This is a genomic window from Rhizobium sp. FG96 (assembly GCF_057808655.1).
The window spans coordinates 243,388-264,935 of sequence record NZ_JBMDIL010000006.1 but is presented as its reverse complement, the minus strand read 5'-3'; the positions used below and the strand labels follow the sequence as shown (position 1 = coordinate 264,935).

22 protein-coding genes are annotated in these 21,548 nt (G+C 61.2%); 13 read left to right on the top strand and 9 right to left on the bottom strand.

Going from position 1 to position 21,548, the window contains the following annotated elements; genetic code table 11:
• Positions 1 to 50: 50 nt before the first annotated feature.
• The 4 genes from lnt to trmB all read left to right on the top strand — a co-directional run bounded on the left by lnt (position 51) and on the right by trmB (position 4,355).
• Positions 51 to 1,652 carry an apolipoprotein N-acyltransferase gene (gene lnt, locus ACODR6_RS14370; RefSeq protein ID WP_489022736.1) on the top strand — a complete coding sequence of 534 codons (1,602 nt, stop codon included), beginning with the start codon at positions 51 to 53 and terminating at the stop codon, positions 1,650 to 1,652.
• 150 nt (positions 1,653 to 1,802) lie between these two features.
• The gene (locus ACODR6_RS14365; RefSeq protein WP_112713749.1) at positions 1,803 to 2,222 is read left to right on the top strand and encodes a helix-turn-helix domain-containing protein; all 420 of its coding nucleotides are present in this window, start codon (positions 1,803 to 1,805) and stop codon (positions 2,220 to 2,222) included.
• Between the two features lie 181 nt (positions 2,223 to 2,403).
• The gene (gene metK / locus ACODR6_RS14360; protein ID WP_112713751.1) at positions 2,404 to 3,657 is read left to right on the top strand and encodes a methionine adenosyltransferase; all 1,254 of its coding nucleotides are present in this window, start codon (positions 2,404 to 2,406) and stop codon (positions 3,655 to 3,657) included.
• Positions 3,654 to 4,355: a tRNA (guanosine(46)-N7)-methyltransferase TrmB gene (gene trmB / locus ACODR6_RS14355; RefSeq protein ID WP_489022735.1), complete on the top strand. Its 702-nt coding sequence runs from the start codon at positions 3,654 to 3,656 to the stop codon at positions 4,353 to 4,355. The genes metK and trmB overlap by 4 nt, the downstream gene beginning before the upstream one ends.
• A 31-nt stretch (positions 4,356 to 4,386) precedes the next feature.
• On the opposite strand, the gene ACODR6_RS14350 is transcribed toward trmB, so the two are convergent.
• The gene (locus ACODR6_RS14350; protein ID WP_112713755.1) at positions 4,387 to 4,644 is read right to left on the bottom strand and encodes a BQ00720 family protein; all 258 of its coding nucleotides are present in this window, start codon (positions 4,642 to 4,644) and stop codon (positions 4,387 to 4,389) included.
• A 48-nt stretch (positions 4,645 to 4,692) separates the two neighbouring features.
• Entirely contained in the window at positions 4,693 to 5,118 is a 426-nt protein-coding gene (locus ACODR6_RS14345; RefSeq protein WP_112713757.1) for an Hsp20 family protein, read from the bottom strand.
• Between the two features lie 274 nt (positions 5,119 to 5,392).
• Here ACODR6_RS14345 and ACODR6_RS14340 point away from each other — a divergent pair, with 274 nt between their 5' ends.
• Positions 5,393 to 6,337, top strand: a complete 945-nt coding sequence (locus ACODR6_RS14340) for a nucleoside hydrolase (protein WP_489022734.1) — start codon at positions 5,393 to 5,395, stop codon at positions 6,335 to 6,337.
• A gap of 51 nt (positions 6,338 to 6,388) precedes the next feature.
• Here ACODR6_RS14340 and grpE read toward each other — a convergent pair whose 3' ends face one another.
• Positions 6,389 to 7,021, bottom strand: coding sequence for a nucleotide exchange factor GrpE (gene grpE, locus ACODR6_RS14335; protein ID WP_112713761.1), 633 nt, complete (start codon positions 7,019 to 7,021; stop codon positions 6,389 to 6,391).
• A 101-nt stretch (positions 7,022 to 7,122) separates the two neighbouring features.
• Entirely contained in the window at positions 7,123 to 8,214 is a 1,092-nt protein-coding gene (gene hrcA / locus ACODR6_RS14330) for a heat-inducible transcriptional repressor HrcA (RefSeq protein ID WP_489022733.1), read from the bottom strand.
• A 180-nt stretch (positions 8,215 to 8,394) separates the two neighbouring features.
• On the opposite strand from hrcA, the gene rph reads away from it, so the two are divergent.
• From rph to hemW, 4 genes are read left to right on the top strand one after another with little or no spacing between them, the layout of a single operon-like run.
• Positions 8,395 to 9,114 carry a ribonuclease PH gene (gene rph / locus ACODR6_RS14325; protein WP_489022732.1) on the top strand — a complete coding sequence of 240 codons (720 nt, stop codon included), beginning with the start codon at positions 8,395 to 8,397 and terminating at the stop codon, positions 9,112 to 9,114.
• Positions 9,111 to 9,527 (top strand): VOC family protein, encoded by a 417-nt coding sequence (locus ACODR6_RS14320; protein ID WP_449098492.1) that lies wholly within the window; start codon positions 9,111 to 9,113, stop codon positions 9,525 to 9,527. The genes rph and ACODR6_RS14320 overlap by 4 nt, the downstream gene beginning before the upstream one ends.
• Positions 9,528 to 9,536: 9 nt before the next feature.
• Positions 9,537 to 10,181 carry an RdgB/HAM1 family non-canonical purine NTP pyrophosphatase gene (gene rdgB, locus ACODR6_RS14315; RefSeq protein ID WP_489022731.1) on the top strand — a complete coding sequence of 215 codons (645 nt, stop codon included), beginning with the start codon at positions 9,537 to 9,539 and terminating at the stop codon, positions 10,179 to 10,181.
• A 9-nt stretch (positions 10,182 to 10,190) separates the two neighbouring features.
• A complete protein-coding gene (gene hemW / locus ACODR6_RS14310; RefSeq protein WP_130279217.1) occupies positions 10,191 to 11,393 on the top strand; it encodes a radical SAM family heme chaperone HemW in 1,203 nt (400 codons plus the stop codon).
• Between the two features lie 3 nt (positions 11,394 to 11,396).
• Here the strand turns inward: hemW and ACODR6_RS14305 are convergent, their stop codons facing one another.
• On the bottom strand, positions 11,397 to 12,317 hold the full coding sequence (locus tag ACODR6_RS14305) for a DMT family transporter (RefSeq protein WP_489022800.1): 921 nt from the start codon (positions 12,315 to 12,317) through the stop codon (positions 11,397 to 11,399).
• 198 nt (positions 12,318 to 12,515) lie between these two features.
• Between ACODR6_RS14305 and gcvA the strand changes: the two genes are divergently transcribed.
• On the top strand, positions 12,516 to 13,403 hold the full coding sequence (gene gcvA, locus ACODR6_RS14300; protein WP_413710849.1) for a transcriptional regulator GcvA: 888 nt from the start codon (positions 12,516 to 12,518) through the stop codon (positions 13,401 to 13,403).
• Between the two features lie 193 nt (positions 13,404 to 13,596).
• Positions 13,597 to 14,355 carry a siderophore-iron reductase FhuF gene (gene fhuF, locus ACODR6_RS14295; protein WP_489022730.1) on the top strand — a complete coding sequence of 253 codons (759 nt, stop codon included), beginning with the start codon at positions 13,597 to 13,599 and terminating at the stop codon, positions 14,353 to 14,355.
• 101 nt (positions 14,356 to 14,456) lie between these two features.
• On the opposite strand, the gene dnaA is transcribed toward fhuF, so the two are convergent.
• From dnaA to mutM, 4 genes are all read right to left on the bottom strand, one after another.
• On the bottom strand, positions 14,457 to 16,013 hold the full coding sequence (gene dnaA / locus ACODR6_RS14290; protein ID WP_112714384.1) for a chromosomal replication initiator protein DnaA: 1,557 nt from the start codon (positions 16,011 to 16,013) through the stop codon (positions 14,457 to 14,459).
• Positions 16,014 to 16,889: 876 nt separating this feature from the next.
• Positions 16,890 to 17,168, bottom strand: coding sequence for a 30S ribosomal protein S20 (gene rpsT / locus ACODR6_RS14285; RefSeq protein ID WP_112713777.1), 279 nt, complete (start codon positions 17,166 to 17,168; stop codon positions 16,890 to 16,892).
• 193 nt (positions 17,169 to 17,361) lie between these two features.
• The gene (locus ACODR6_RS14280) at positions 17,362 to 18,135 is read right to left on the bottom strand and encodes an enoyl-CoA hydratase (protein WP_112713779.1); all 774 of its coding nucleotides are present in this window, start codon (positions 18,133 to 18,135) and stop codon (positions 17,362 to 17,364) included.
• Between the two features lie 10 nt (positions 18,136 to 18,145).
• Positions 18,146 to 19,036 (bottom strand): bifunctional DNA-formamidopyrimidine glycosylase/DNA-(apurinic or apyrimidinic site) lyase, encoded by an 891-nt coding sequence (gene mutM / locus ACODR6_RS14275; RefSeq protein ID WP_203429702.1) that lies wholly within the window; start codon positions 19,034 to 19,036, stop codon positions 18,146 to 18,148.
• Positions 19,037 to 19,188: 152 nt separating this feature from the next.
• Here mutM and ubiE point away from each other — a divergent pair, with 152 nt between their 5' ends.
• The gene (gene ubiE, locus ACODR6_RS14270; RefSeq protein ID WP_130279222.1) at positions 19,189 to 19,965 is read left to right on the top strand and encodes a bifunctional demethylmenaquinone methyltransferase/2-methoxy-6-polyprenyl-1,4-benzoquinol methylase UbiE; all 777 of its coding nucleotides are present in this window, start codon (positions 19,189 to 19,191) and stop codon (positions 19,963 to 19,965) included.
• A 5-nt stretch (positions 19,966 to 19,970) separates the two neighbouring features.
• Entirely contained in the window at positions 19,971 to 21,545 is a 1,575-nt protein-coding gene (gene ubiB / locus ACODR6_RS14265) for a 2-polyprenylphenol 6-hydroxylase (RefSeq protein ID WP_489022729.1), read from the top strand.
• Positions 21,546 to 21,548 lie beyond the last annotated feature (3 nt).

Sequence of the window (21,548 nt, the reverse complement as noted above, 5' to 3'; positions counted from 1 at the left end):
TTTTGAAAGACTGCGAGCCGGGTTGATTCGCGGCTTGATGGGGACTGCGCATGGAGCGGCTTGCGGACAGGGTTATCCTGGTCTGGGGTTTCAAAAGGGCACTGCTGGCGATCCTGGCCGGCGCCATCGGCGTTATAGCGCTTCCCCCGATCGGCTTCTTTGCCGCGATGTTCATTTCCTTCACGCTGCTCGTCTGGCTGATCGACGGGGCGGCCGCCTCTCCGGAGGCAAGCTTTATCGGCCGTCTTTGGCCGGCCTTCCTCACCGGCTGGCTTTTCGGCTTCGGCTATTTCGTTGCCGGCCTTTGGTGGCTGGGGCATGCGCTGCTTATCGATTCCGACGCCTTTGCCTGGGCTCTGCCGCTTGCCATTCTCGGCCTGCCGGCGGTGCTGGCGATTTTCTACGGGCTGGCGGCGGCCGCCGCGCGGATCTTCTGGTCGGAGGGACTGGGGCGGATTGCCGCACTGGCCGCAAGCTTCGGCCTGTTCGAGTGGCTGCGAAGCGTGGTGTTCACCGGCTTTCCCTGGAATGCCATCGGCTACGGGATGATGCCCGTTCCGCTGATGATGCAGTCCGTCCACATCCTCGGCGTCATGGGGATCACCGCCCTCTCCGTCTTCGTCTTTGCCGCCCCTGCCCTTCTCGGCACGCGTCAGGGCGCGAAGATCGGCGTAATGCTCGCCACCTTGCTCTTTGCGGCGCATGTCGGCTACGGCGGTTACGTTCTCTATTACCTGCCGAAACCTGAGGCTGCGCCTGCCGACAAGCAGCCGGTCGTGCGCCTGGTACAGCCGATGATCGACCAGGCCGCCAAGCTCGACAGTGACGCCGACCGCTCGGCAATCTTCGAGAAACATCTCAAGCTCTCTGCGGAAGCGCCGAAGGATGGCGGCAAGAAGCCCGATATCATCGTTTGGCCGGAAACCTCTATCCCCTTCATTCTAACGGATAATCAGGACGCGCTGACGCGGATTGCCGATACGCTCGACGATAACCAGATCCTGATCGCCGGCGCCGTTCGCGTCGAGGAAACCGGCCCCGGTAACGCACCGCGCTATTACAACTCGATCTACGTCATCGATGGCCGCGGGCAGATCATTGCAGCATCCGACAAGATTCATCTCGTTCCCTTCGGCGAATATGTGCCGTTCGAGAATTTCCTCGATGATTTCGGCATCCAGAACGTCGTCGAAATGCCGGGCGGCTTCACCGCCGCCGCGAGCCGCGAGATGCTCAATCTCCCGAGCGGCCTCTCGCTCTACCCGCTGATCTGCTACGAGATCATTTTCCCCGGAGAGATGGCCGGCATCAATCAGGCCAACGCTATTCTCAACATTACTAACGATGCTTGGTTTGGATCTACGCCTGGACCTTATCAGCACTTTCAGCAGGCCAGAATCCGCGCAGTTGAGACAGGATTACCGCTGATTCGCGACGCCAACAGCGGCATTTCAGCGCTGGTGAATTCACGCGGAGAGATTATTAGTGGACTCAGCCTCAATGAGAGCGGTTTCATAGATGCAACCCTTGAGGGCTTTAAGGCCGATTCAACAGCAGGCTATCCACATCAAACCTACTTTTGGTTGACTGAAACGTTGCTGTTTATGATTGCGCTGATTTCTCGCATGGGTTTTATTTTCAAGCAGAATTGACCGAAAACCCCTAAAATTGCATAGTAGTTCAGATCGGCGTTGTTAACGTATGCTTGAGGGTGGGTTAACGCCTCATGCAACGTGGCGTTACGGATGGGTTCAGGGAATGCCGGTTTCACTCGTTGAAATATCTTTTGTTAGGGCACGACCATGATTGAGAACAAGAAGAAGCCGAACCCGATCGACATCCATGTTGGCAGTCGCATTCGTCTTCGCCGCACTATGCTTGGCATGAGCCAGGAAAAACTTGGCGAAAGCCTTGGCATTACATTCCAGCAGATTCAGAAGTACGAGAAGGGCACGAACCGCGTCGGCGCCAGCCGTCTGCAGAACATCTCGAGCATCCTGAACGTCCCGGTTTCCTTCTTCTTCGAAGACGCACCCGGCGAGCACGCCGGCGCAATGAGCGGCATGGCTGAGGCCTCCAGCTCCAACTACGTCGTCGACTTCCTCTCCTCCTCCGAAGGCCTGCAGCTGAACCGCGCCTTCGTGAAGATTTCCGACCCGAAGGTACGCCGCAAGGTCGTCGAGCTCGTCAAGGCGCTGGCCGCCGAAGCCGACTCCGACTAAGCGCTCCCAACAGCGCCCAATGACAGAAGGCGGTCGAAAGGCCGCCTTTTTCGCGTTTTTAAGGCAAAATTTGTCATTTAGCCGTAGATATAAAGATATATTTATGTCCTTCTGCGCTTGTTTTTCGAGCGTGAACTGAGTACCAATTCGTCGAACTTTATTCTTTGAGGGGAATCCCGGAATGCGCGCTAATTACCTCTTCACCAGTGAGTCTGTTGCCGAAGGTCACCCGGACAAGGTGTGTGACCGTATCTCGGACGAGATCGTGGACCTGGTCTACCGCGAAGCGGCAAAGACCGGCGTAAACCCCTGGGGCGTGCGCATTGCCTGCGAAACGCTGGCCACTACGAACCGCGTCGTGATCGCTGGTGAAGTACGCCTGCCGCCGAGCCTGATGAAGAAGGACAAGGACGGCAAGGACGTCATCAACCCGTCGAAGTTCAAGGCTGCTGCACGCCGCGCCATCAAGGACATCGGCTACGAGCAGGACGGCTTCCACTGGAAGAAGGCGAAGATCGACGTTCTCCTGCACTCGCAGTCCGCAGACATCGCCCAGGGCGTCGACAACGCTGCCGACCAGCAGGGCGACGAAGGTGCTGGCGACCAGGGCATCATGTTCGGCTACGCCTGCAAGGAAACGCCGGATCTCATGCCGGCGCCGATCTACTACTCGCACAAGATCCTGCAGCTGCTCGCCACCGCCCGCAAGAAGGGCGACGGCGACGTTGCCAAGCTCGGCCCTGATGCCAAGAGCCAGGTGACCGTTCGCTACGTCGACGGCAAGCCGGCAGAAGTGACCTCGATCGTTCTTTCGACCCAGCATCTCGACGAGAAGTGGGATTCGAAGAAGGTTCGCGCCGTCGTCGAGCCCTATATCCGCGAGGCTCTCGGCGACCTGCCGATCGCCAGCGATTGCAAGTGGTACATCAACCCGACCGGCAAGTTCGTCATCGGCGGTCCGGATGGTGACGCTGGCCTGACCGGCCGCAAAATCATCGTCGACACCTACGGCGGCGCAGCTCCGCATGGCGGCGGCGCATTCTCGGGCAAGGACACGACCAAGGTCGACCGTTCGGCTGCTTACGCTGCCCGCTACCTCGCCAAGAACGTCGTTGCCGCCGGTCTCGCCGACCGCTGCACGATCCAACTGTCCTACGCCATCGGCGTTGCACAGCCGCTGTCGATCTATGTCGACCTGCACCAGACCGGCAAGGGCGTGACCGAAGATCAGGTCGAAGCCGCGATCCGCAAGAACATGGACCTGTCGCCGACGGGCATCCGCCGCCACCTCGACCTCAACAAGCCGATCTACGCAAAGACCTCGGCTTACGGTCATTTCGGCCGCAAGGCCGGCCGTGACGGCTCGTTCTCCTGGGAGCGCACCGACCTCGTGAAGGGCCTCAAGGAAGCCATCAAGCTCAAGGCCGCAGCATGACGGATATGGAACGCCGCGGCCGCGCGACCGAAGCCTTCTTCGGTCGCCGCAAGGGAAAGGCTCTACGCGGACAGCAAGCGGAAAAGCTGAGTACTCTGCTCCCGGCATTCCTCATCGATATTTCAGCGGCTCCCCCCGAGCCGCTGAAAGGCCTTTGGCCGGTTCCGGTCGAAAAGTTGCGGCTGGAGATCGGCTTCGGTGGCGGCGAGCATTTGATCCACCGCGCCCAGGAACTGCCCTCCACCGGCTTTATCGGCGTCGAGCCCTTCATCAATTCCATGCAGAAGCTGCTTGCCAGCGTCGAGGACAAGGGCGCCAGAAACGTCCGCGTCTATAACGACGATGCGACGCAGCTGCTCGACTGGCTGCCGGATGGCTGCCTCGACCAGATCGACCTGCTCTATCCCGATCCCTGGCCCAAGCGGAAGCACTGGAAGCGCCGCTTCGTCTCGCAGACGAACCTCAAGCGTTTCCATCGCGTGCTGAAGCCGGGCGGACTGTTCTGCTTCGCTTCAGATATCGATACCTATGTGAACTGGACGCTGCTGAAATGCCGCAACCACGGCGGCTTCGACTGGCTGGCGAGCAATGCTGCGGATTGGCTGACGCCCTACGAGGGCTGGCCGAGCACACGCTACGAGGCCAAGGCACGGCGCGAAGGCCGTTCGTCCGCCTATCTGACTTTCAAGAAGATCTAAGCCAACAGGCAAGTGACATAAGCCCGCACGTTTAGTGCAGGCTTACCGTCTTGAGCTCGTCTTCAGCGGCCTTGAAGAAGGTGCTGGAGCGGTTGTCCGTGAGCAGGATCGGCGTGCCGTCAGCGCCGAAAAGGGCCCAGAGGTCGACGCCAGGGTCGATATCGGGCGCTTCGGGGAAGCACTTCGATACTTCTTCAGTACGCATTTTGCGGATATAGGCGACCTCGCCGTTGCCGATACCGGCAAGTTCGGACTTGGTCAGGTGAGAATTCGCTTCTTTCATCAACATTCCTGTACCTCCAAGAGAAGGGACCAACGGCGCAATCGAACCGTTGTCCTACTGTGAGACCGAAATGTTAATTTTCTTGACCATGCGTGCGGGCTCCGGGCGAATTAGATCGACGGAGAGAAGACCGTTCTTGAGGCCGGCGCCGAGAACCTGCATGCCATCGGCAAGCACGAAAGTGCGCTGGAACTGACGCGCGGCGATACCGCGATAAAGATATTCGCGCTCGCCCTGCTCGACCTGCCGGCCGCGGATGAGAAGCTGGTTTTCCTCGGTGGTGACATCGAGCTCATCCTCGCCGAAACCGGCGACGGCAAGGGTAATCCGCAGGCGCTCCGGCTGACCGTGATCGGCGGCAATACGCTCGATATTGTAGGGAGGATAACCGTCGCTCGCCTTGGAAATCCGCTCAAGCGTCTTTTCCATGGCATCGAAGCCCAGGAGCAGCGGGCTGGCGAAGGGAGTGATACGGCTCATGTTTTCAAGTCCTTGATGCAAGCGACCTTTCCGGACCTAAGCTAGCATCCGGGTCTTGCTAATATGGGAATTGGCGCGCGGTCGCGCAAGGTTTTGCGGCCGCCGGGCAAGGACCCGAAATTTTTAGGGTAAACGCCGGCTTCGTCCTTGCTTGACAAAGCGCATGCAGGCTCGCATCAAATCGTCACCCGCAAGGGCTGCGCCGATTTGCGACGCAATCATAAACAAATGGTGCCTGCCAAAACGACGTGCACCTGAGGAGGGACCGACGTATATGGCAAACCCCAGAAAGATCATCATCGATACCGATCCCGGCCAGGACGATGCCGCAGCGATCATGCTCGCCTTCGGCAGCCCGGAAGAGCTGGAAGTGCTCGGTATCACCACGGTCGCCGGCAACGTGCCGCTGTCCTATACCAGCCGCAACGCGCGCATCATCTGCGAGCTCTGCAAGCGCACCGACATCAAGGTCTTTGCCGGCGCCGACAAACCGATCGCCCGCAAGCTGGTCACCGCCGAGCACGTGCATGGCAAGACCGGCCTCGACGGCCCGACGCTGGCCGAGCCGACCATGCCGCTGCAGCCGCAGCATTCCGTCGACTTCATCATCGAGACGCTACGCCGCGAGCCTGAAGGCAGCGTGACGCTCTGCACGCTCGGGCCGCTGACCAACATCGGCCTCGCCTTCCAGAAGGCGCCAGATATCGTCGCGCGCGTCCGCGAACTGGTGATGATGGGCGGCGGCTTCTTCGAGGGCGGCAACATCACGCCGGCCGCCGAATTCAACATCTATGTCGACCCTGAAGCAGCCGACATCGTCTTCCGTTCGGGTGTGCCGATCGTGATGATGCCGCTCGACGTGACCCATCAGCTGCTGACCCGCAAGGACCGCGTCAAGCGCATGGCCGACCTCGGCACGGCGCCCGCCCAGGCAATGGTCGAGATGCTGGAATTCTTCGAGCGCTTCGACATCGAGAAATACGGTTCCGACGGCGGCCCGCTACACGATCCGACGGTTGTCGCCTATCTCCTGAAGCCGGAGCTATTCAAGGGCCGCGAGTGCAATGTCGAGATCGAGGTGAAGTCGGAGCTGACGGTTGGCATGACCGTCGTCGACTGGTGGCATGTGACCGACCGCAAGCGCAATGCAAAGGTGATGCGCTTCGTCGATGCCGACGGTTTCTTCGATCTTCTGATCGAGCGCTTCGCCCGCATCTGAGCGGCGGCAGACTGGAAAAGAAAAGGGCCGCTTCTCAGCGGCCCTTTTTCATTATGCGTCCTTCTGATCCAGATAGGAATTGGCAGCTTCCGCCTCGGGCTTCGGGCCGCCCTTGGCGACACCGACCATGGCCGGGCGCAGAACGCGCTCGCCGATCGTGAAGCCTGCCTGCACCACCTGGACGACGGTGTTGTTCGGGACTTCCGTGTTCGGAATTTCGAACATCGCCTGATGGAAATTCGGGTCGAACTTCTGGCCGACGGGATCGAGCTGGCGAACGCCATGGCGCTCGAGCGTCGAGAGCATGGAGCGCTCGGTCATCTCGACGCCTTCAATCAGCGTCGTCAGGCCGGCTTCGCCCGCAGCCTTGGCTTCGGCCGGGATCGAGTCCAGTGCGCGGCGCAGGTTGTCGGATACAGCCAGCATGTCGCGCGCGAAGGAGGCGACCGAGTAGGACTTGGCATCCTTCACGTCACGCTCGGTGCGGCGGCGCAGGTTGTCCATCTCCGCGGCGAGACGCAGGTAGCGGTCGCGCAGCTCGGCATTTTCGGCCTTCACGAGTTCCATCGGATCCGGCTGGGACGATGCCTCAGCGGCCGCTTCATTCTCGACGTTTGCGGCTGCGTCCGCAGCAGCGTCGGCCGCGGCAGCCTCAGGTCCGTTTTTCGTCGTTTCGTCAGTCATGACGGTCTCCGGGTAAAGGGTTCTTTCGGGATGCGCCCGATATCGAGCTTTGACCGCAAAAAATCAAGTCTGCGTGACAAAGAAGCGGAAAATCGGGCTTTTCAGAGGGCGCCACCGCGCGAAAGGCGGGAAATCAGCTGCGCGGTGTAATCGACCATCGGCACGATGCGCGAATAATTGAGCCGCGTCGGGCCGATGACGCCGACCGCGCCGACAATCCGGTCGTCGTCATCGCGGTAGGGAGCGACGATCAGCGAGGAGCCGGAAAGCGAGAAGAGCTTGTTTTCCGAGCCGATGAAGATGCGCACGCCCGGCCCGCTCTCAGCGAGGTTCAGGAGCTCGATAAGGCTGTCTTTCTTCTCGAGATCGTCGAAAAGCATGCGCAGGCGATCGAGATCGTCGGCACCGGCGAGCCCTTCCAGCAGGTTTGCGCGGCCACGGATGATGAGCTGCGCCGGCTTGCCCTCGTCAGGGCTGCCGGACCAGACGGCAATGCCGCGCTCGACAAGGTCCTGCGAGAGAGTGTCGAGTTCATGGCGAACATCGATCTTCAGCTTGTCGAGTTGCTTGCGCAGTTCCGGCAGCGTCTGGCCGGTCATGTGGGCATTGAGGAAGTTCGCAGCTTCCGTCAGCTGCGAGGACGTGACGCCCGCCGGCAACTCGATGATGCGGTTTTCGACCTGATCATGCTCGCCAACCAGCACCGCCAGAGCCTTTGTCGGCTCGAGGCGGATGAACTCGACATGCTTGAGGATGGGATCGCTCTTGGCGGTAATGACAAGCCCTGCGCCGCGCGAAATGCCCGAGAGCATCCGGCTCGCCTCGTTCATCATCGATTCCACCGGGTTGTCGCGGCTTTCGGCGCGCACCTGGCGATCGATGCTGGCGCGGTCCTCGGCAGAGAGATCACCGACCTGCATGAAGGCGTCGACGAAAAACCGCAGGCCCACCTGGGTCGGCAGGCGCCCGGCGCTGACATGCGGCGAATAGATCAGGCCGAGCTCTTCGAGATCGCTCATGACATTGCGGACGGAAGCCGGGGAAAGCGACATCGGCAGGATGCGCGACAGATTGCGCGAGCCGAGCGGCTCGCCATTCTCGAGATAGCCCTCGACGATCCTGCGGAAGATTTCCTTGGAACGCTCATCCAGCGCAGCAATGGCATCCGAAACCGGCGACGACCTGAAGGCCATGAATCCTAAAACACCCACGCTGATGAAACTCCGGAAAATATAGTCAATCTCGCGGGCGTGGCAAAAGGGAATTTGCAAATGGCCGCAGCCAATCGTAGAAGCGGGGCAGCATCAGAAACACGCATGACTACGCCCTGCCGCCGCCGCGGCCACGAGGCCTCATGCAGCAGGAGACAGAGAATGCGGCCGTCAGGCAGAAAAACCGACCAGATGCGCAAGGTCAGCTTCGAGCGCAACTTTTCCAAGCACGCCGAGGGCTCCTGTCTGGTGAAGTTTGGCGACACGCATGTGCTCTGCACCGCGAGCCTGGAAGAAAAGACGCCGCCGTGGCTGCGCAATACCGGCAAGGGCTGGGTCACCGCCGAATACGGCATGCTGCCGCGCGCCACCGGCGAGCGCATGAAGCGTGAGGCGGCTGCCGGCAAGCAGGGCGGACGCACGCAGGAAATCCAGCGCCTGATCGGCCGCTCGCTGCGCGCCGTCGTCGATCTCGCCGCACTCGGCGAACGTCAGATCACCATCGACTGCGATGTCATCCAGGCGGATGGCGGCACGCGCACGGCCTCGATCACCGGCGGCTGGATCGCGCTTTATGACTGCCTAAAGTGGATGGAAAGCCGCAACATGATCAAGGTTGACCGCGTCCTCAAGGACCATGTCGCCGCGATCTCCTGCGGTATCTTCGCAAACCAGCCGGTCATCGATCTCGATTACCTGGAAGATTCCTCGGCCGAGACCGACGCCAACTTCGTCATGACTGGCGCCGGCGGCATCGTCGAGATCCAGGGAACGGCTGAAGGCACGCCCTTCTCCGAAGCCGAATTCGCGTCGCTGATGGGCCTTGCCAAGAACGGTATCGCCGAACTCGTGGACCTGCAGAAGCAGGCGATCGCCGGGTGAACGACATGCTGGAAGGCATGCTGGAAACGGCGCTCTACGCAAAGGATCTCGATAAAGCCGAGGCTTTCTATGAAGGCGTTCTCGGCCTTGCCAAGATCACGCGTGCGGCGAATCGGCATGTCTTCTTTCGCTGCGGCCCGGGCGTGCTGCTGATCTTCAATCCGGACGAGACGGTAAAGCCACCGGCAGCCGATTCCCTGCAGGTTCCGCCGCATGGTACCGAGGGAGCCGGGCATGCCTGCTTTCGGGTCTCGGCTACGAATATCGACGCCATGGCTGCCAAGCTGCAGGCCGCCGGCATCGCCATCGAATCCGAAGTTCACTGGCCGAATGGCGGCCGCTCGATCTACTTCCGCGACCCTGCCGGCAACAGCCTAGAATGCGCCGAAGCCCGGATCTGGGGCATCGAATAGGAAAACAGAATGCGCAAACTCGATACCAAAACGATCGTTGTCGCCAGCCATAATGCCGGCAAGATCCGCGAAATCCAGGACCTGATCGGTCCCCTGGGCTTCACCGCCAAGTCGGCTGCCGAGCTCAATTTCATCGAACCGGATGAAACCGGCACGACCTTCGAAGAGAACGCCAGGATCAAGGCGCTTGCCTCCGCGCAGGCTGCCAATCTGCCGGCGCTGTCTGACGATTCCGGTCTGGTGGTCGATGCGCTCGGTGGCGATCCCGGCGTCTACACGGCCAACTGGGCCGAGACCGCCGATGGCACGCGCGACTTTGCGATGGCGATGGAGAAAGTCGAGAAGGCTCTCGAAAAGGCTGGAGCCGCCAAACCCGAGCAGCGCACGGCCCGGTTCGTCAGTGTTCTCTGCCTGGCCTGGCCCGATGGTCATACGGAGCTCTTCCGCGGCGAAGTGGAAGGCACGGTCGTCTGGCCGCCGCGCGGCACGCAGGGTTTCGGCTATGACCCGGTATTCCAGCCGCAGGGCTACGAAACCACCTTCGGCGAAATGAGCGCCGAACAGAAACACGGCTGGAAGCCCGGCGACGAGCAGGCGCTGTCGCATCGTGCGCGCGCCTTCAAAGTCTTTGTCGAAACCTGCCTGGAAGCGTAAGATCCGCCAGTGGATGATTTGAACAACCTGACTTCGCTGCGTGATGCCAAGCTTCTGCCGGATACGGGGGAGCCCGGTTTCGGCGTCTATGTGCACTGGCCCTTCTGCGCCGCGAAATGCCCCTATTGTGACTTCAACAGCCATGTCCGGCACCAGCCTGTCGATCAGGAGCGCTATGTTGCGGCCTTCCTGAAGGAGATGGCGACGATCCGGCAGTTGAGCGGACCGAAGACCGTCACCAGCGTCTTCCTCGGCGGCGGCACGCCGTCGCTGATGAAGCCTGAGACCGTCGATGCGATCTTGAACGGCATTGCCAAGGAATGGCACGTGCCTGCCGGCATCGAAATCACCATGGAGGCCAATCCTTCCAGCGTCGAGGCCGAGCGCTTCCGCGGCTACCGGGTGGCCGGCGTCAATCGCGTCTCGCTCGGCGTCCAGGCGCTGAACGATCGCGATCTGAAATTCCTTGGCCGCCTGCACGACGTTGCGGATGCGCTGAAGGCGATCAAGCTTGCCCGCGACATCTTTCCGCGCATGTCCTTCGATCTGATCTACGCCCGTCCCGACCAGACCGTGGACGAGTGGGAACGCGAGCTCAAGCAGGCCATCTCCTATGCCGTCGATCACCTATCGCTCTACCAGTTGACGATCGAGGAAGGCACGCCCTTCTTCGGCCTGCACAAGGCCGGCAAACTGATCGTTCCGGATGGTGACCAGTCTGCGGCCCTCTACGAGGCGACGCAGGAGATTACGGCGCGCGAAGGCATGCCTGCCTACGAAGTTTCGAACCATGCCCGTCCGGGCGCCGAGAGCCGTCATAACCTGACCTACTGGCGCTATGGCGACTATGCAGGCATCGGCCCCGGCGCCCATGGCCGTCTCAGCCGCGGCCCGGAGAAAATCGCGACGGCGACCGAGCGCAAGCCGGAAGCCTGGCTTGAGATGGTCGAGCGCGACGGGCACGGTATTCTCGACGAGGAACGGCTCGGCTACGAGGAGCAGTCGGACGAATTGCTGCTGATGGGCCTGAGGCTCAAGGAAGGCGTCGATCTCGCCCGCTGGCAGCAGCTTTCCGGCCGCGATCCCGATCCGGCGCGCGAAGAGTTCTTACTGGAACACGGCTTCATCGAGCGGATCGGCAATTCGAGGCTGCGCTGCACGCCTGCAGGCATGCTGATCCTTGATTCCGTCGTTGCCGATCTCGCCTGCTGAGCTTCAGACCGCCCGCTTCCGCCCGATCGACATCAGCCGCCCATCGATAGCCGCAAGGCCGATGGCGATCATTGCCATGCCGATCAGATGCTTGGTCTGCAGCTGTTCGCCGAGCACCAGCGCGCCGAGCAGGATGGCGCTGACCGGGATCAGGAAGGTGACGAGCATCAGATTGGTCGCGCCTGCCGTTGCCAGAATGCGAAAGAACAGCACGTAGGCGACCGCCGTCGACAGGATGGCGAGACCGGCGAGAGCGAGCCAGGTTTCCATGCCGGGCATGGGAAGCGTCCAGGGCTGGTCGGCGATCAGCGCAATCGGAATCATCAGAATGGTTGACGCCGTGACCTGGCCTGCCGCCGGCAACAGCGGCGGCATACCCATGGCGCGGAAGCGGCGGCCCCAGATCCCGGCGAAGGAATAGGAAATCGCCGCTCCCAGCACCGCAAGCTGCGCCAGCACATTCGAGCCGAGATCGTGCAGGGCATCGAAGCCGATCATATAGGCGACACCAGCAAAGCCGACGACGACGCCGATCAGCCTGTTGGCGGTCATCTTCTCATCCGCGGTCAGCAGATGGGCAACGACGACCGCGAAAAGCGGGGTCGTGGCATTGAGGATCGAGGCGAGGCCGCTGGCGATATGCGTCTGGCCCCAGACGATCAGGCAGAACGGGATCATGTTGTTCAGGACGCCCATGCCGAAGAAGGCAACCCAGCTCTTGCCGTCGCGCGGCATGGCATGGCCCATCACCCGAACGATCAGATTGAGCGCGACGGCTGCAAGCAGCACGCGGCCGGTGACGATCGTGAAGGGCGGCAGCGCCTTGACCAGGATGCCGTTGAACAGGAAGGAGCCGCCCCACAGCAGCGACAGCACCAGCATCATGCCCCATTCGGCCAAATCCATCTGCTTCTGCATCGTCATCCTCCGTTCGATCCTGTCTGCATAGGATACCACTCATGGCTCCGCCACCCGTTTCCTGCGCAGCGAAATGTTCGATTTATTCTCGCAACAAACCGGCATTGGATCGGTGTTGCGATACATCTTGATGCTGATATTATTTCGCTAATTAAGATGGATCAAACGAGTCTTTCTCGCGCAACACTTTAGCTGAGCTAAATCATGAGCGATTATCTGCCCTCCCTTTCCGCACTTCGTGCCTTCGAAGCGGCAGCACGGCATCTCAGCATGACGCTGGCGGCAAAGGAGCTGAACGTGACGCCCGGCGCCGTCAGTCTGCAGATTCGCGATCTTGAGGCGGCACTCGGCGTTCAGCTTTTCGAGCGCAAGCCGCGGGCGCTAGCCTTGACCGTCGAGGGTGCCGATTACTTCACGACGCTGCGGGCCGCCTTCCAGCTGGTGCGGGAAGCGACGGCGGCGATCACGGCGCGCAGCCGCGGTGCGATCCTCAACGTGACCTGCACGGCTGGGTTCGCCACCTATTGGCTGGTGCCACGGCTCGGCAGGTTCGAGGTGCTGCATCCCGATATCGACGTACGCATCAGCGCCTCGCATCGCGTGCTGGATTTCCAGCGCGACGGTATTGACCTTGCCATCCGCCACGGGCTCGGCGGTTATGAGGGGCTTGTCAGCGAGCGGCTGGTGGATGACGAACTGGTGCCAGTCTGCATCCCCAAGCTCGCAGCAGAGCTCGGCGACCATCCCTCGCCTGCCGCACTGGCGCCCTTCACGCTGATCCACGACGTCTACAGGCACGACTGGCAGCTGTGGCTGGAGGCCGCGGGGGCAGCCACTACCGTCGACGCCTCCCGCGGTCCGATCTTTATGCATGGCAACGGCGCCTATGACGCAATGAAGGCCGGTCTCGGCATCGCGTTGATGCGCCGCTCCTTCGTCGAGGGCGAGCTGAAGGAAGGCACCGTGGCGGCCCCCTTCCCCCTCGGCGTCGCCAGCCGCCTCGCCTTCCACCTCGTCTATCCCGGCGCCTCGCTTGAACGCCCGGCGGCCGCCGCTTTCCGCCGCTGGCTGCTCAGCGAGTCGAAAGAGTGAAGATCCAAAAAGATGACTACAGCAGTCATCTTTTTCTTTCCTTTTCCGTTCAGGCGTGATTATCAGGTTAGCGACTGCCGATATTCGAGCCGACCGGTGCCATGAGAAACCAGCGCCTTCGACCATACCCGCTCGTTCAACCGAGCAATGATGCTGCCCGCCTTGGCCGGCCGCAGGCAGTGGCGCTTTGACGATGACCGAAACGCTCGAACGCTCCATCAAGGACATCATGCAGCCAGAGCCGCTGGCGGCCCTGTTTGCCGGCGAGCATTCCTGGTGGGCTCAAAAGCTGATGCTCTCCAGTGATCTTGATGACGGGACGCCGTTACGGACCTTCTTTGCCGATGGCAGCTTCAACGCGGCGATCGATCGCTATACCGCCGCCTCGGGCGGCGCAGACCGCCGCGCGGTCGTCTCCATGTGGTCGCTCTACTATTTCTCCGGCCTGACGATCCCTTATCTGATCGCCCGGCAGCTGCGCCGCCGGTTGCTGCCGGTTTCCTTCGACGAAATGACGATTGCTGTCGGCGAGGATGGCCTACCGCGGGCCTTCGGGGTGCCGCATGCGGGATGGGAGGATCGCAATCCTTCTACCGACTCCTTCGAGGCCGTGGATCCGCTCTTGGAGACCCATCTCTTCAAGGCCGTCGACCTCCTGAAGCAGAACGGCATTTCCGCAAAACTCTGCTGGAACAATGCGGCCGTCTATATCGACTACGCGCTGCGCCTGACCGAGGCGGATGGCGCCGAGCCCTGCCGGTCCGACTTGCCGCTATTCGTGCGCGGCTGCCTGCCGAATGGCGGGGTCAATCCGTTTTCGGGCAGTGTTAGACAGGTCGAGGACGAAGGCGAGTATATCGCCCGCCGCAAGCTCTGCTGCCTGCGCTACATGCTGCCCGGCATCCCGAGCTGCGGCAAGTTCTGCGCGCTCCCGGAAAAGCGCAAGCAATAGGCCTTAGGCGGCGGCCCAAGCGCCATCTTCACCCCAAAATACCGATAAAAGAAAACGGCCGGGATCGCTCCCGGCCGTGGATTTCAGCACCAAGTGGCGCACTATTCGTTGATCAGGCGCTTCAGCAGCTCGATCTCGTGGGACAGCTTGGTGTCCTCGGAAATCAGCTCTTCGATCTTGCGCACGGCGTGCAACACCGTGGTGTGGTCGCGCCCGCCGAAGCGGCGGCCGATTTCCGGGAAGGAGCGCGGCGTCAGCGTCTTCGAGAGATACATGGCGATCTGGCGCGGCTTGACGATGACGCGCGTGCGGCGGTTCGAGACCAGCTCCTGACGCGAGACATTGTAGTGGCGCGCGACGATGCGCTGGATGTCCTCGATGCGAACGCGGCGGGGCTCGCCGGAGCCGACGAGATGGGCCAGAAGCTCATCCACGCGCTCGATCGACAGGTTCGGCTCGAAGGAGCGGCGGAAGATCAGCTGGTTGAATGCGCCTTCCAGTTCGCGGCCGCTGGCCGTGACATTGCGGGCGACATGCGACATCAGCTCGGCCGGAATTTCCAGCGACGGATCTTCGACACGGGCAACGGCCAGACGGCGCTTGAGGATTTCGAGACGCATCTCGTAATCCGGGCCGTCGAGCTCGATCGCAACGCCACCCTGCAGACGCGAGCGGACGCGCGGGTCGAGCGATTCCAGCTCCCAGGGAGCGCGGTCGGCAGCGACCACGACCTGCTTGGCACTGTCGAGCAGCATGTTGAGCAGGTGGCAGAACTCGTGCTGGATCATCTTGCCCTGCAGGAACTGCATGTCGTCGATGATCAGGAGGTCGATGTTGCGCAGCGAGTCCTTCAGCGTCAGGGCATCATTGTCGCGGATCGCGGTTGCGAAACGCCACATGAAGTATTCAGCCGTCAGATAGACGACGCGCAGCGAGCGCGGGTTCTGCACGGCGGCATTGGCGATCGCCTGCAGCAGGTGCGTCTTGCCGAGGCCGACCGTCGAGTGAACGAAGAGCGGGTTGAAGCGCACAGCGCCCTGGCCAGCTTCTGCGATCGTCTTGGCAGCTGCGAGAGCAACGCGGTTGGAGCTGCCTTCGACGAAGGTGTCGAAGGTGAAGCGGGAGTCGAGCGGCGAGCCGAAGAGCGGCTGGCCGGTACCGGTCGTTGCCGGGCGGGCTGCGGCTGCAGCGGCGACCGTCTGCTGAACCGACTGACCTGCCGGCTGCATGCTGGTCGAGCGGCGCATCGGCGCCACCTGGGTCACGGGCTCTTGGGTAGCCGCATTGTCCATAGGCTTGGCGCCAGGACGAGCCGCCGTCCGGACGAGGATTTCGACCTTCAGGATATCAGCGTTTTCCTGCTGGAAGAGGCTGGTGATCAGATCGATGTAACGGTTGTTGATCCAGGACTTCAGAAAGGTCGTCGGCACCGTGAGGCGAACGACGCTCTTGGAAACCGAATGAAGCTTCAGGCCCTGGAACCAGCTTGCAAAAACGTCGGGGCCAACCTGGGCCTTCAGACGGGCGCTAACGCGATCAAAAAGTACGCCATGTTTCATGTCTCCCTTTTCCCCCGCCGCATCAAGGCAAGTAGAGTCAAACGCCGGTGCCTTGTCCCCATTCTCAAGAGCACCCGCCGCCATAGAATTCATCTGCATCATGCCGCCTTCCAATTTCATTTCACCGGGCGGTCATCCGAAAAACGGCCGCCCGATTAATTTTCCCCGTTAGGCAGGCTGGCGTCCCCTCATGAGCCGCAGGCTTGCCGGTTCACTCAATACAGATGTCCCAGCCCAAAAAGACCGGCGCAAAAACCCGTGGCGGAAACCGCCATCATGGGGCCTCCGTCATGCTGTTTCCTCGCCGTGCTGGCTGGCGGCCCTCGTTTGCCCGCTAACCAACCGGAACACAAAAGTAGTTTCCCCATCCCCTTCGGTTTCGCCTCAGGCGTGTAACCGTCGAGAGCACAAAAGATACCCGTTCCGAGACCAGCCACGGCCGCGGTGCAAATAGCTCAAGTGCTTGAAAAAACGGAGAGATAGACTGCTCCGCGACAAAAGGCACAAAAACCCATCGCCCTGCCGGTGTGGCAGTTTAGACTGTCCCCTTGCAGGTGATGTCCGCGCCCTTTGCTGGAAGTCATTTAGGCAGGATCGATGGCGCCTTGCAACGATGAATTTTACGCAAAATTAAGAGGGAGCCATTGACTCCGGGCGCCGGTTTAGGGCGTCACGCTGATGTCAAAAAAGAATCGCAGAAGAATCAATGAGATTCCCAAAGTGGGTATTTTCGACACGCTATGAAAGAAAAAAAATAAAAATCCGCTTGACTCATTTCGCCCCCCTTCCGGGAGGGCGAGAGTCGCGCATTCTGGAAAGAACCTTGCGCAACTATTTGATTTTCAATGCATATTAGTGTCATTCCCCTGACACGAAATCGTCGCCGAATTAACCATTCAAGGGGCAGATCGCGGAATCGAAAAAGCCCGGTAAAATTACCGGGCTAATCATAACGAGCAGTTCGTTAATGAAATGTTATGCGCTTGCCGAAGCCGACAGCGTCTTCACACGGGCAGCAAGACGCGAGATCTTGCGGGATGCCGTGTTGGCGTGCAGGACGCCCTTGCTTGCTGCGCGGGCCAGTTCCGGCTGCGCTGCGATGAAGGCTGCCTTAGCCTTGGCCGCATCACCAGATGCGAGTGCCTCTTCGACCTGGCGAACGAAAGTACGAACGCGCGAGCGACGAGCCTTATTGACGTCGGTACGGCGGGCGATCTTGCGGGTCGCTTTTTTCGCCGAAGTTGTATTGGCCATGGATGCCTCTCTCAAGAATTCGAACAAACTCCGTCATTACCGCGGGCCCTGCGGCCACAAATTCAGCAATGCGGGAGCATTATCGGGAAAGACCAGAATGGCTTCCCGAACCGTGGACGGGCGTATAACCCTAAAGCCGGGCCGCGTCAACGCGCATTTTCAAGGAAAAGCCGCCTTTCTCCATGAATCCGGCTCAGCGGTGTTTGAAGTCCGGTTTGCGCTTTTCGATGAACGCAGACATGCCTTCCTTCTGGTCTTCCGTGGCAAACAGGCTGTGGAACAGACGGCGCTCGAAACGCAGCCCTTCCTCCAGCGTTCCCTCGAAAGCGCGGTTGACGGCTTCCTTGGCCATCAGCACCGAGGGGCGCGACAGCGAGGCAATTTTGGCCGCCGCTTCCAGCGCCTCGTCGAGCAGCCGCTCAGGCGCCACCACACGCGAAACGAGTCCCGCGCGCTCGGCTTCGGCCGCATCCATCATGCGGCCGGTCAGCACCATGTCCATCGCCTTCGACTTGCCGACGGCACGCGTCAGCCGCTGCGAGCCGCCCATGCCGGGGATGACGCCGAGGGTGATCTCGGGCTGGCCGAACTTGGCGGTCTCGGAAGCAATGATGAAATCGCACATCATGGCGAGCTCGCAGCCGCCGCCGAGCGCAAAGCCGCTGACGGCGGCGATGACGGGCTTGCGGGCGCGCCAGATCTCTTCCCAGCCGCTGATGAACTCCGACTTATAGATATCGGCGAAATTCAGCGGCTGCATTTCCTTGATATCAGCACCGGCGGCAAAGGCGCGCTCGGAGCCGGTGAGAACGATGGCGCCGATCGCCTCGTCGGCGTGAAAGTCCGCATAGGCCCGCTTCAGATCGGCCAGAACGGTGGAATTCAGCGCGTTCAGCGCCTGCGGCCGGTTCAGCGTGATGAGGCCGACATTGCCACGGGTTTCAACGATCAGGGTTTCATAGGCCATGCGTTCCTCCTCACTTCTGGCAGACGGGGCAATAGAATGTCGAGCGGCCCGCCTGCACGATGCGCGAAACCGTACCGCTACAGCCGGGCGTGCGGCAAGGGTCACCTTCACGGTCATAGACGGAGAAGGAATGCTGGAAATAGCCGAGCGAGCCATCCGTCTGGATATGGTCGCGCAATGAGGAACCGCCGGCCTTGATGGCGTCGGCAATCACATCGCGGATCGATGACACGAGGAGGTTCAGCGCTTCCTTCGGCTTTCCGGTTTTCGTCACCAGCGTGCCGGCAGCATTGGTCGGCATCAGATGCGAGCGCCAGAGGGCCTCGCACACATAGATATTGCCGAGGCCGGCGATATTCTTCTGATCGAGAAGCGCGCCCTTCAGCGGCTGGGCCTTGCCGGCGAAGCGCTCCGCCAGATAGGCGGCGCTGAGCTCATTGCCGGTCGGTTCCGGGCCGAGGCCGAAGAGGAACGGATTATTCTGCAGCTCGGTGCGTTCGGCAATATCCATGAACCCGAAACGGCGCGGGTCATTATAAATGACGCGCCGCGGCCCTTCGCTGCCTTCCAGGTGAAAGATCGCGTGGTCGTGCTTCTCATCCTTGGACCGCTCGTGATGAAATTCTCCGGGCGTCGTCTTCTGCCTGCCTTCCTCTATGCGGAAGGAGCCGGACATGCCGAGGTGCGAGATGATGGTCTTGCCGCTGTCGAGATCGATCAGCAGGTATTTGGCCCGCCGACCAAGGCCGACGATCGTACGGCCGCTGACATCTTCCGCGAGATTTTCAGGAAAGGGGAAGCGCAGATTGCCGCGGCGAAGCTCCAGCCGCTCGATGCGCGTGCCCTCCATCGCGGGGGTCAGGCCGCGCCTGACGGTTTCGACTTCTGGCAATTCCGGCATCGTTACCCATCTGTAGCTAAACGTGTTTCAACCGCGGATGATGTGCGCTATAGCGCCAGAAGGCCGCGGCTTTTGATCCGCGCATACAGATAGCGTCCAAAGCATCGCTTCGCTATGGTCGCCGCACCGATTTCGAGTAACGGAGTTGTCCGATGTCAGATAGCCGCACTTCCGCCGATGGCGGCATGGAAACGTCCTACGGTTTCCGCGAGGTGCAGAACGGCGAAAAGCAGGGCCTCGTCAACGAGGTCTTCCATAAGGTCGCCAAGCGTTACGACATCATGAACGACGTCATGTCGGCAGGCATGCACCGGGTCTGGAAGGACGCGATGATCGCGTCGCTGAACCCGCGCAAGGAAGCGGGATACAAGGTGCTCGACGTTGCCGGCGGCACGGGCGATATCGCCTTCCGCATCGTCGAAGCCTCGAACCGTCTCGCCCATGCCACGGTGCTCGACATCAACGGCTCGATGCTCGGCGTCGGCGCCGAGCGGGCCGCCAAGAAGAAGCTTTCGGACAATCTGACCTTCGTCGAGGCCAATGCCGAGGACCTGCCTTTCGAGGCGAACAGCTTCGACGCCTACACGATCGCCTTCGGCATCCGCAACGTGCCGCGCATCGATGTGGCGCTTTCGGAAGCCTATCGCGTGCTGAAGCGCGGCGGGCGTCTTCTGGTGCTTGAGTTCTCAGAGGTCGAGCTGCCGGTTCTCGACAAGGTCTATGACGCCTGGTCGTTCAACGCGATCCCGAAATTCGGCAAGGCGATCACCGGCGATGCCGAGCCCTATCAGTATCTCGTGGAGTCGATCCGTAAATTCCCGAACCAGGAGAATTTCGCGGCGATGATCCGCGAGGCGGGTTTCTCGCGGGTTTCCTACACCAATTATACCGGCGGTATCGCCGCGCTGCATTCCGGCTGGAAATTATAGAATAGATGAGTGCTTTCGGCGCATATTTCCGGCTTTGGCGCGTCGGCTGGGTGCTCGTGCGCGAGGGGGTCGTCTCCGCCCTCCCGTCCGAAGGGCTTCCGCCCGTGGTGGCGCTCGCCAAATCCTCCGTGACGATTTTCGAGCGCAGCAAGGCAAAGCGCCAGAAGCGCAGCGACCGTCTGGCGCGCGCGGTCGAGCGTCTCGGTCCGTCCTATGTGAAGATCGGCCAGTTCCTGGCGACGCGTCCTGACGTCGTCGGCGTCGATTTCGCCAACGACCTGTCGCAGCTGCAGGACCGGATGACCTTTTTCCCGATTGCGGCGGCAAAGGCCAATATCGAGGGCTCGCTTGGGCGTCCCGTCGAAGAGCTCTACGCGAGCTTCGGCGATCCGATCGCGGCAGCTTCGATCGCCCAGGTTCATCCGGCGGAGGTCGATGGCAGCGAAGGCCGCAAGAAGGTGGCCGTCAAGGTCGTGCGCCCCGGCGTGCGTCAGCGTTTCGGCCATGACATCGAGGCGATGTATCTCGTCGCCCATCTGCAGGAGCGCTTCATGCCCTCCAGCCGCCGGCTGCAGCCGGTGGAGGTGACGAAGACGCTGGAGCAGACGACCAAGGTGGAGATGGATCTCCGTCTTGAGGCGGCTGCCCTTTCCGAGATCGCCGAGAATACCGAGAAGGATCCGGGGTTCCGCGTCCCCAAGGTGGACTGGGAGCGCACCGGGCGCGACGTCATCACCATGGAGTGGATCGACGGCGTGAAGATGTCGGATGTCGAGGGGCTGCTCGCCGCCGGTCACGACCTCAACGCGCTCGCCGACACGCTGATCCAGTCCTTCCTGCGCCATACGCTGCGCGACGGCTTCTTCCATGCCGACATGCATCCCGGCAATCTCTTCGTCGATGCCGAGGGAATGATCGTCGCCGTCGACATGGGTATCGTCGGGCGGCTCGGAAAGAAGGAACGGCGCTTCCTCGCCGAGATCCTCTACGGCTTCATTACCCGCGATTACATCCGGGTGGCCGAGGTGCATTTCGAAGCCGGTTATGTGCCCGGACACCACAATGTCGAGAGCTTCGCGCAGGCGATCCGAGCAATCGGCGAGCCGATCCACGGCCAGCCGGCCGAGACGATCTCGATGGGCAAGCTACTGACGCTGCTCTTCGAGGTGACCGAACTCTTCGACATGCAGACGCGGCCTGAGCTCGTCATGCTGCAGAAGACGATGGTCGTGGTCGAAGGCGTGTCGCGCATGCTCAATCCGCGCTTCAACATGTGGAAGGCATCGGAACCCGTCGTCGGCGAGTGGATCCGCAACAATCTCGGGCCGAAGCGCATCGTCACCGACCTCAAGGACGGGCTGAAGGCCGCCGTGAAGCTGGCCGAAGCGGTGCCCGAAATCGCCGCGCAGACAGAGAAATTCCATCACCAGCTGCTGCATATGAGCGAGCATGGACTGCGTTTCGACGAGCAGACGGCAGAGGCGATCGGCAAGTCCGAGGCGCGTCATAGCCGTTCTGCCCGCATCGCCCTCTGGATTATTGCGCTGACGCTTCTCTATATTGCCTGGACGCTGAGCTGACCT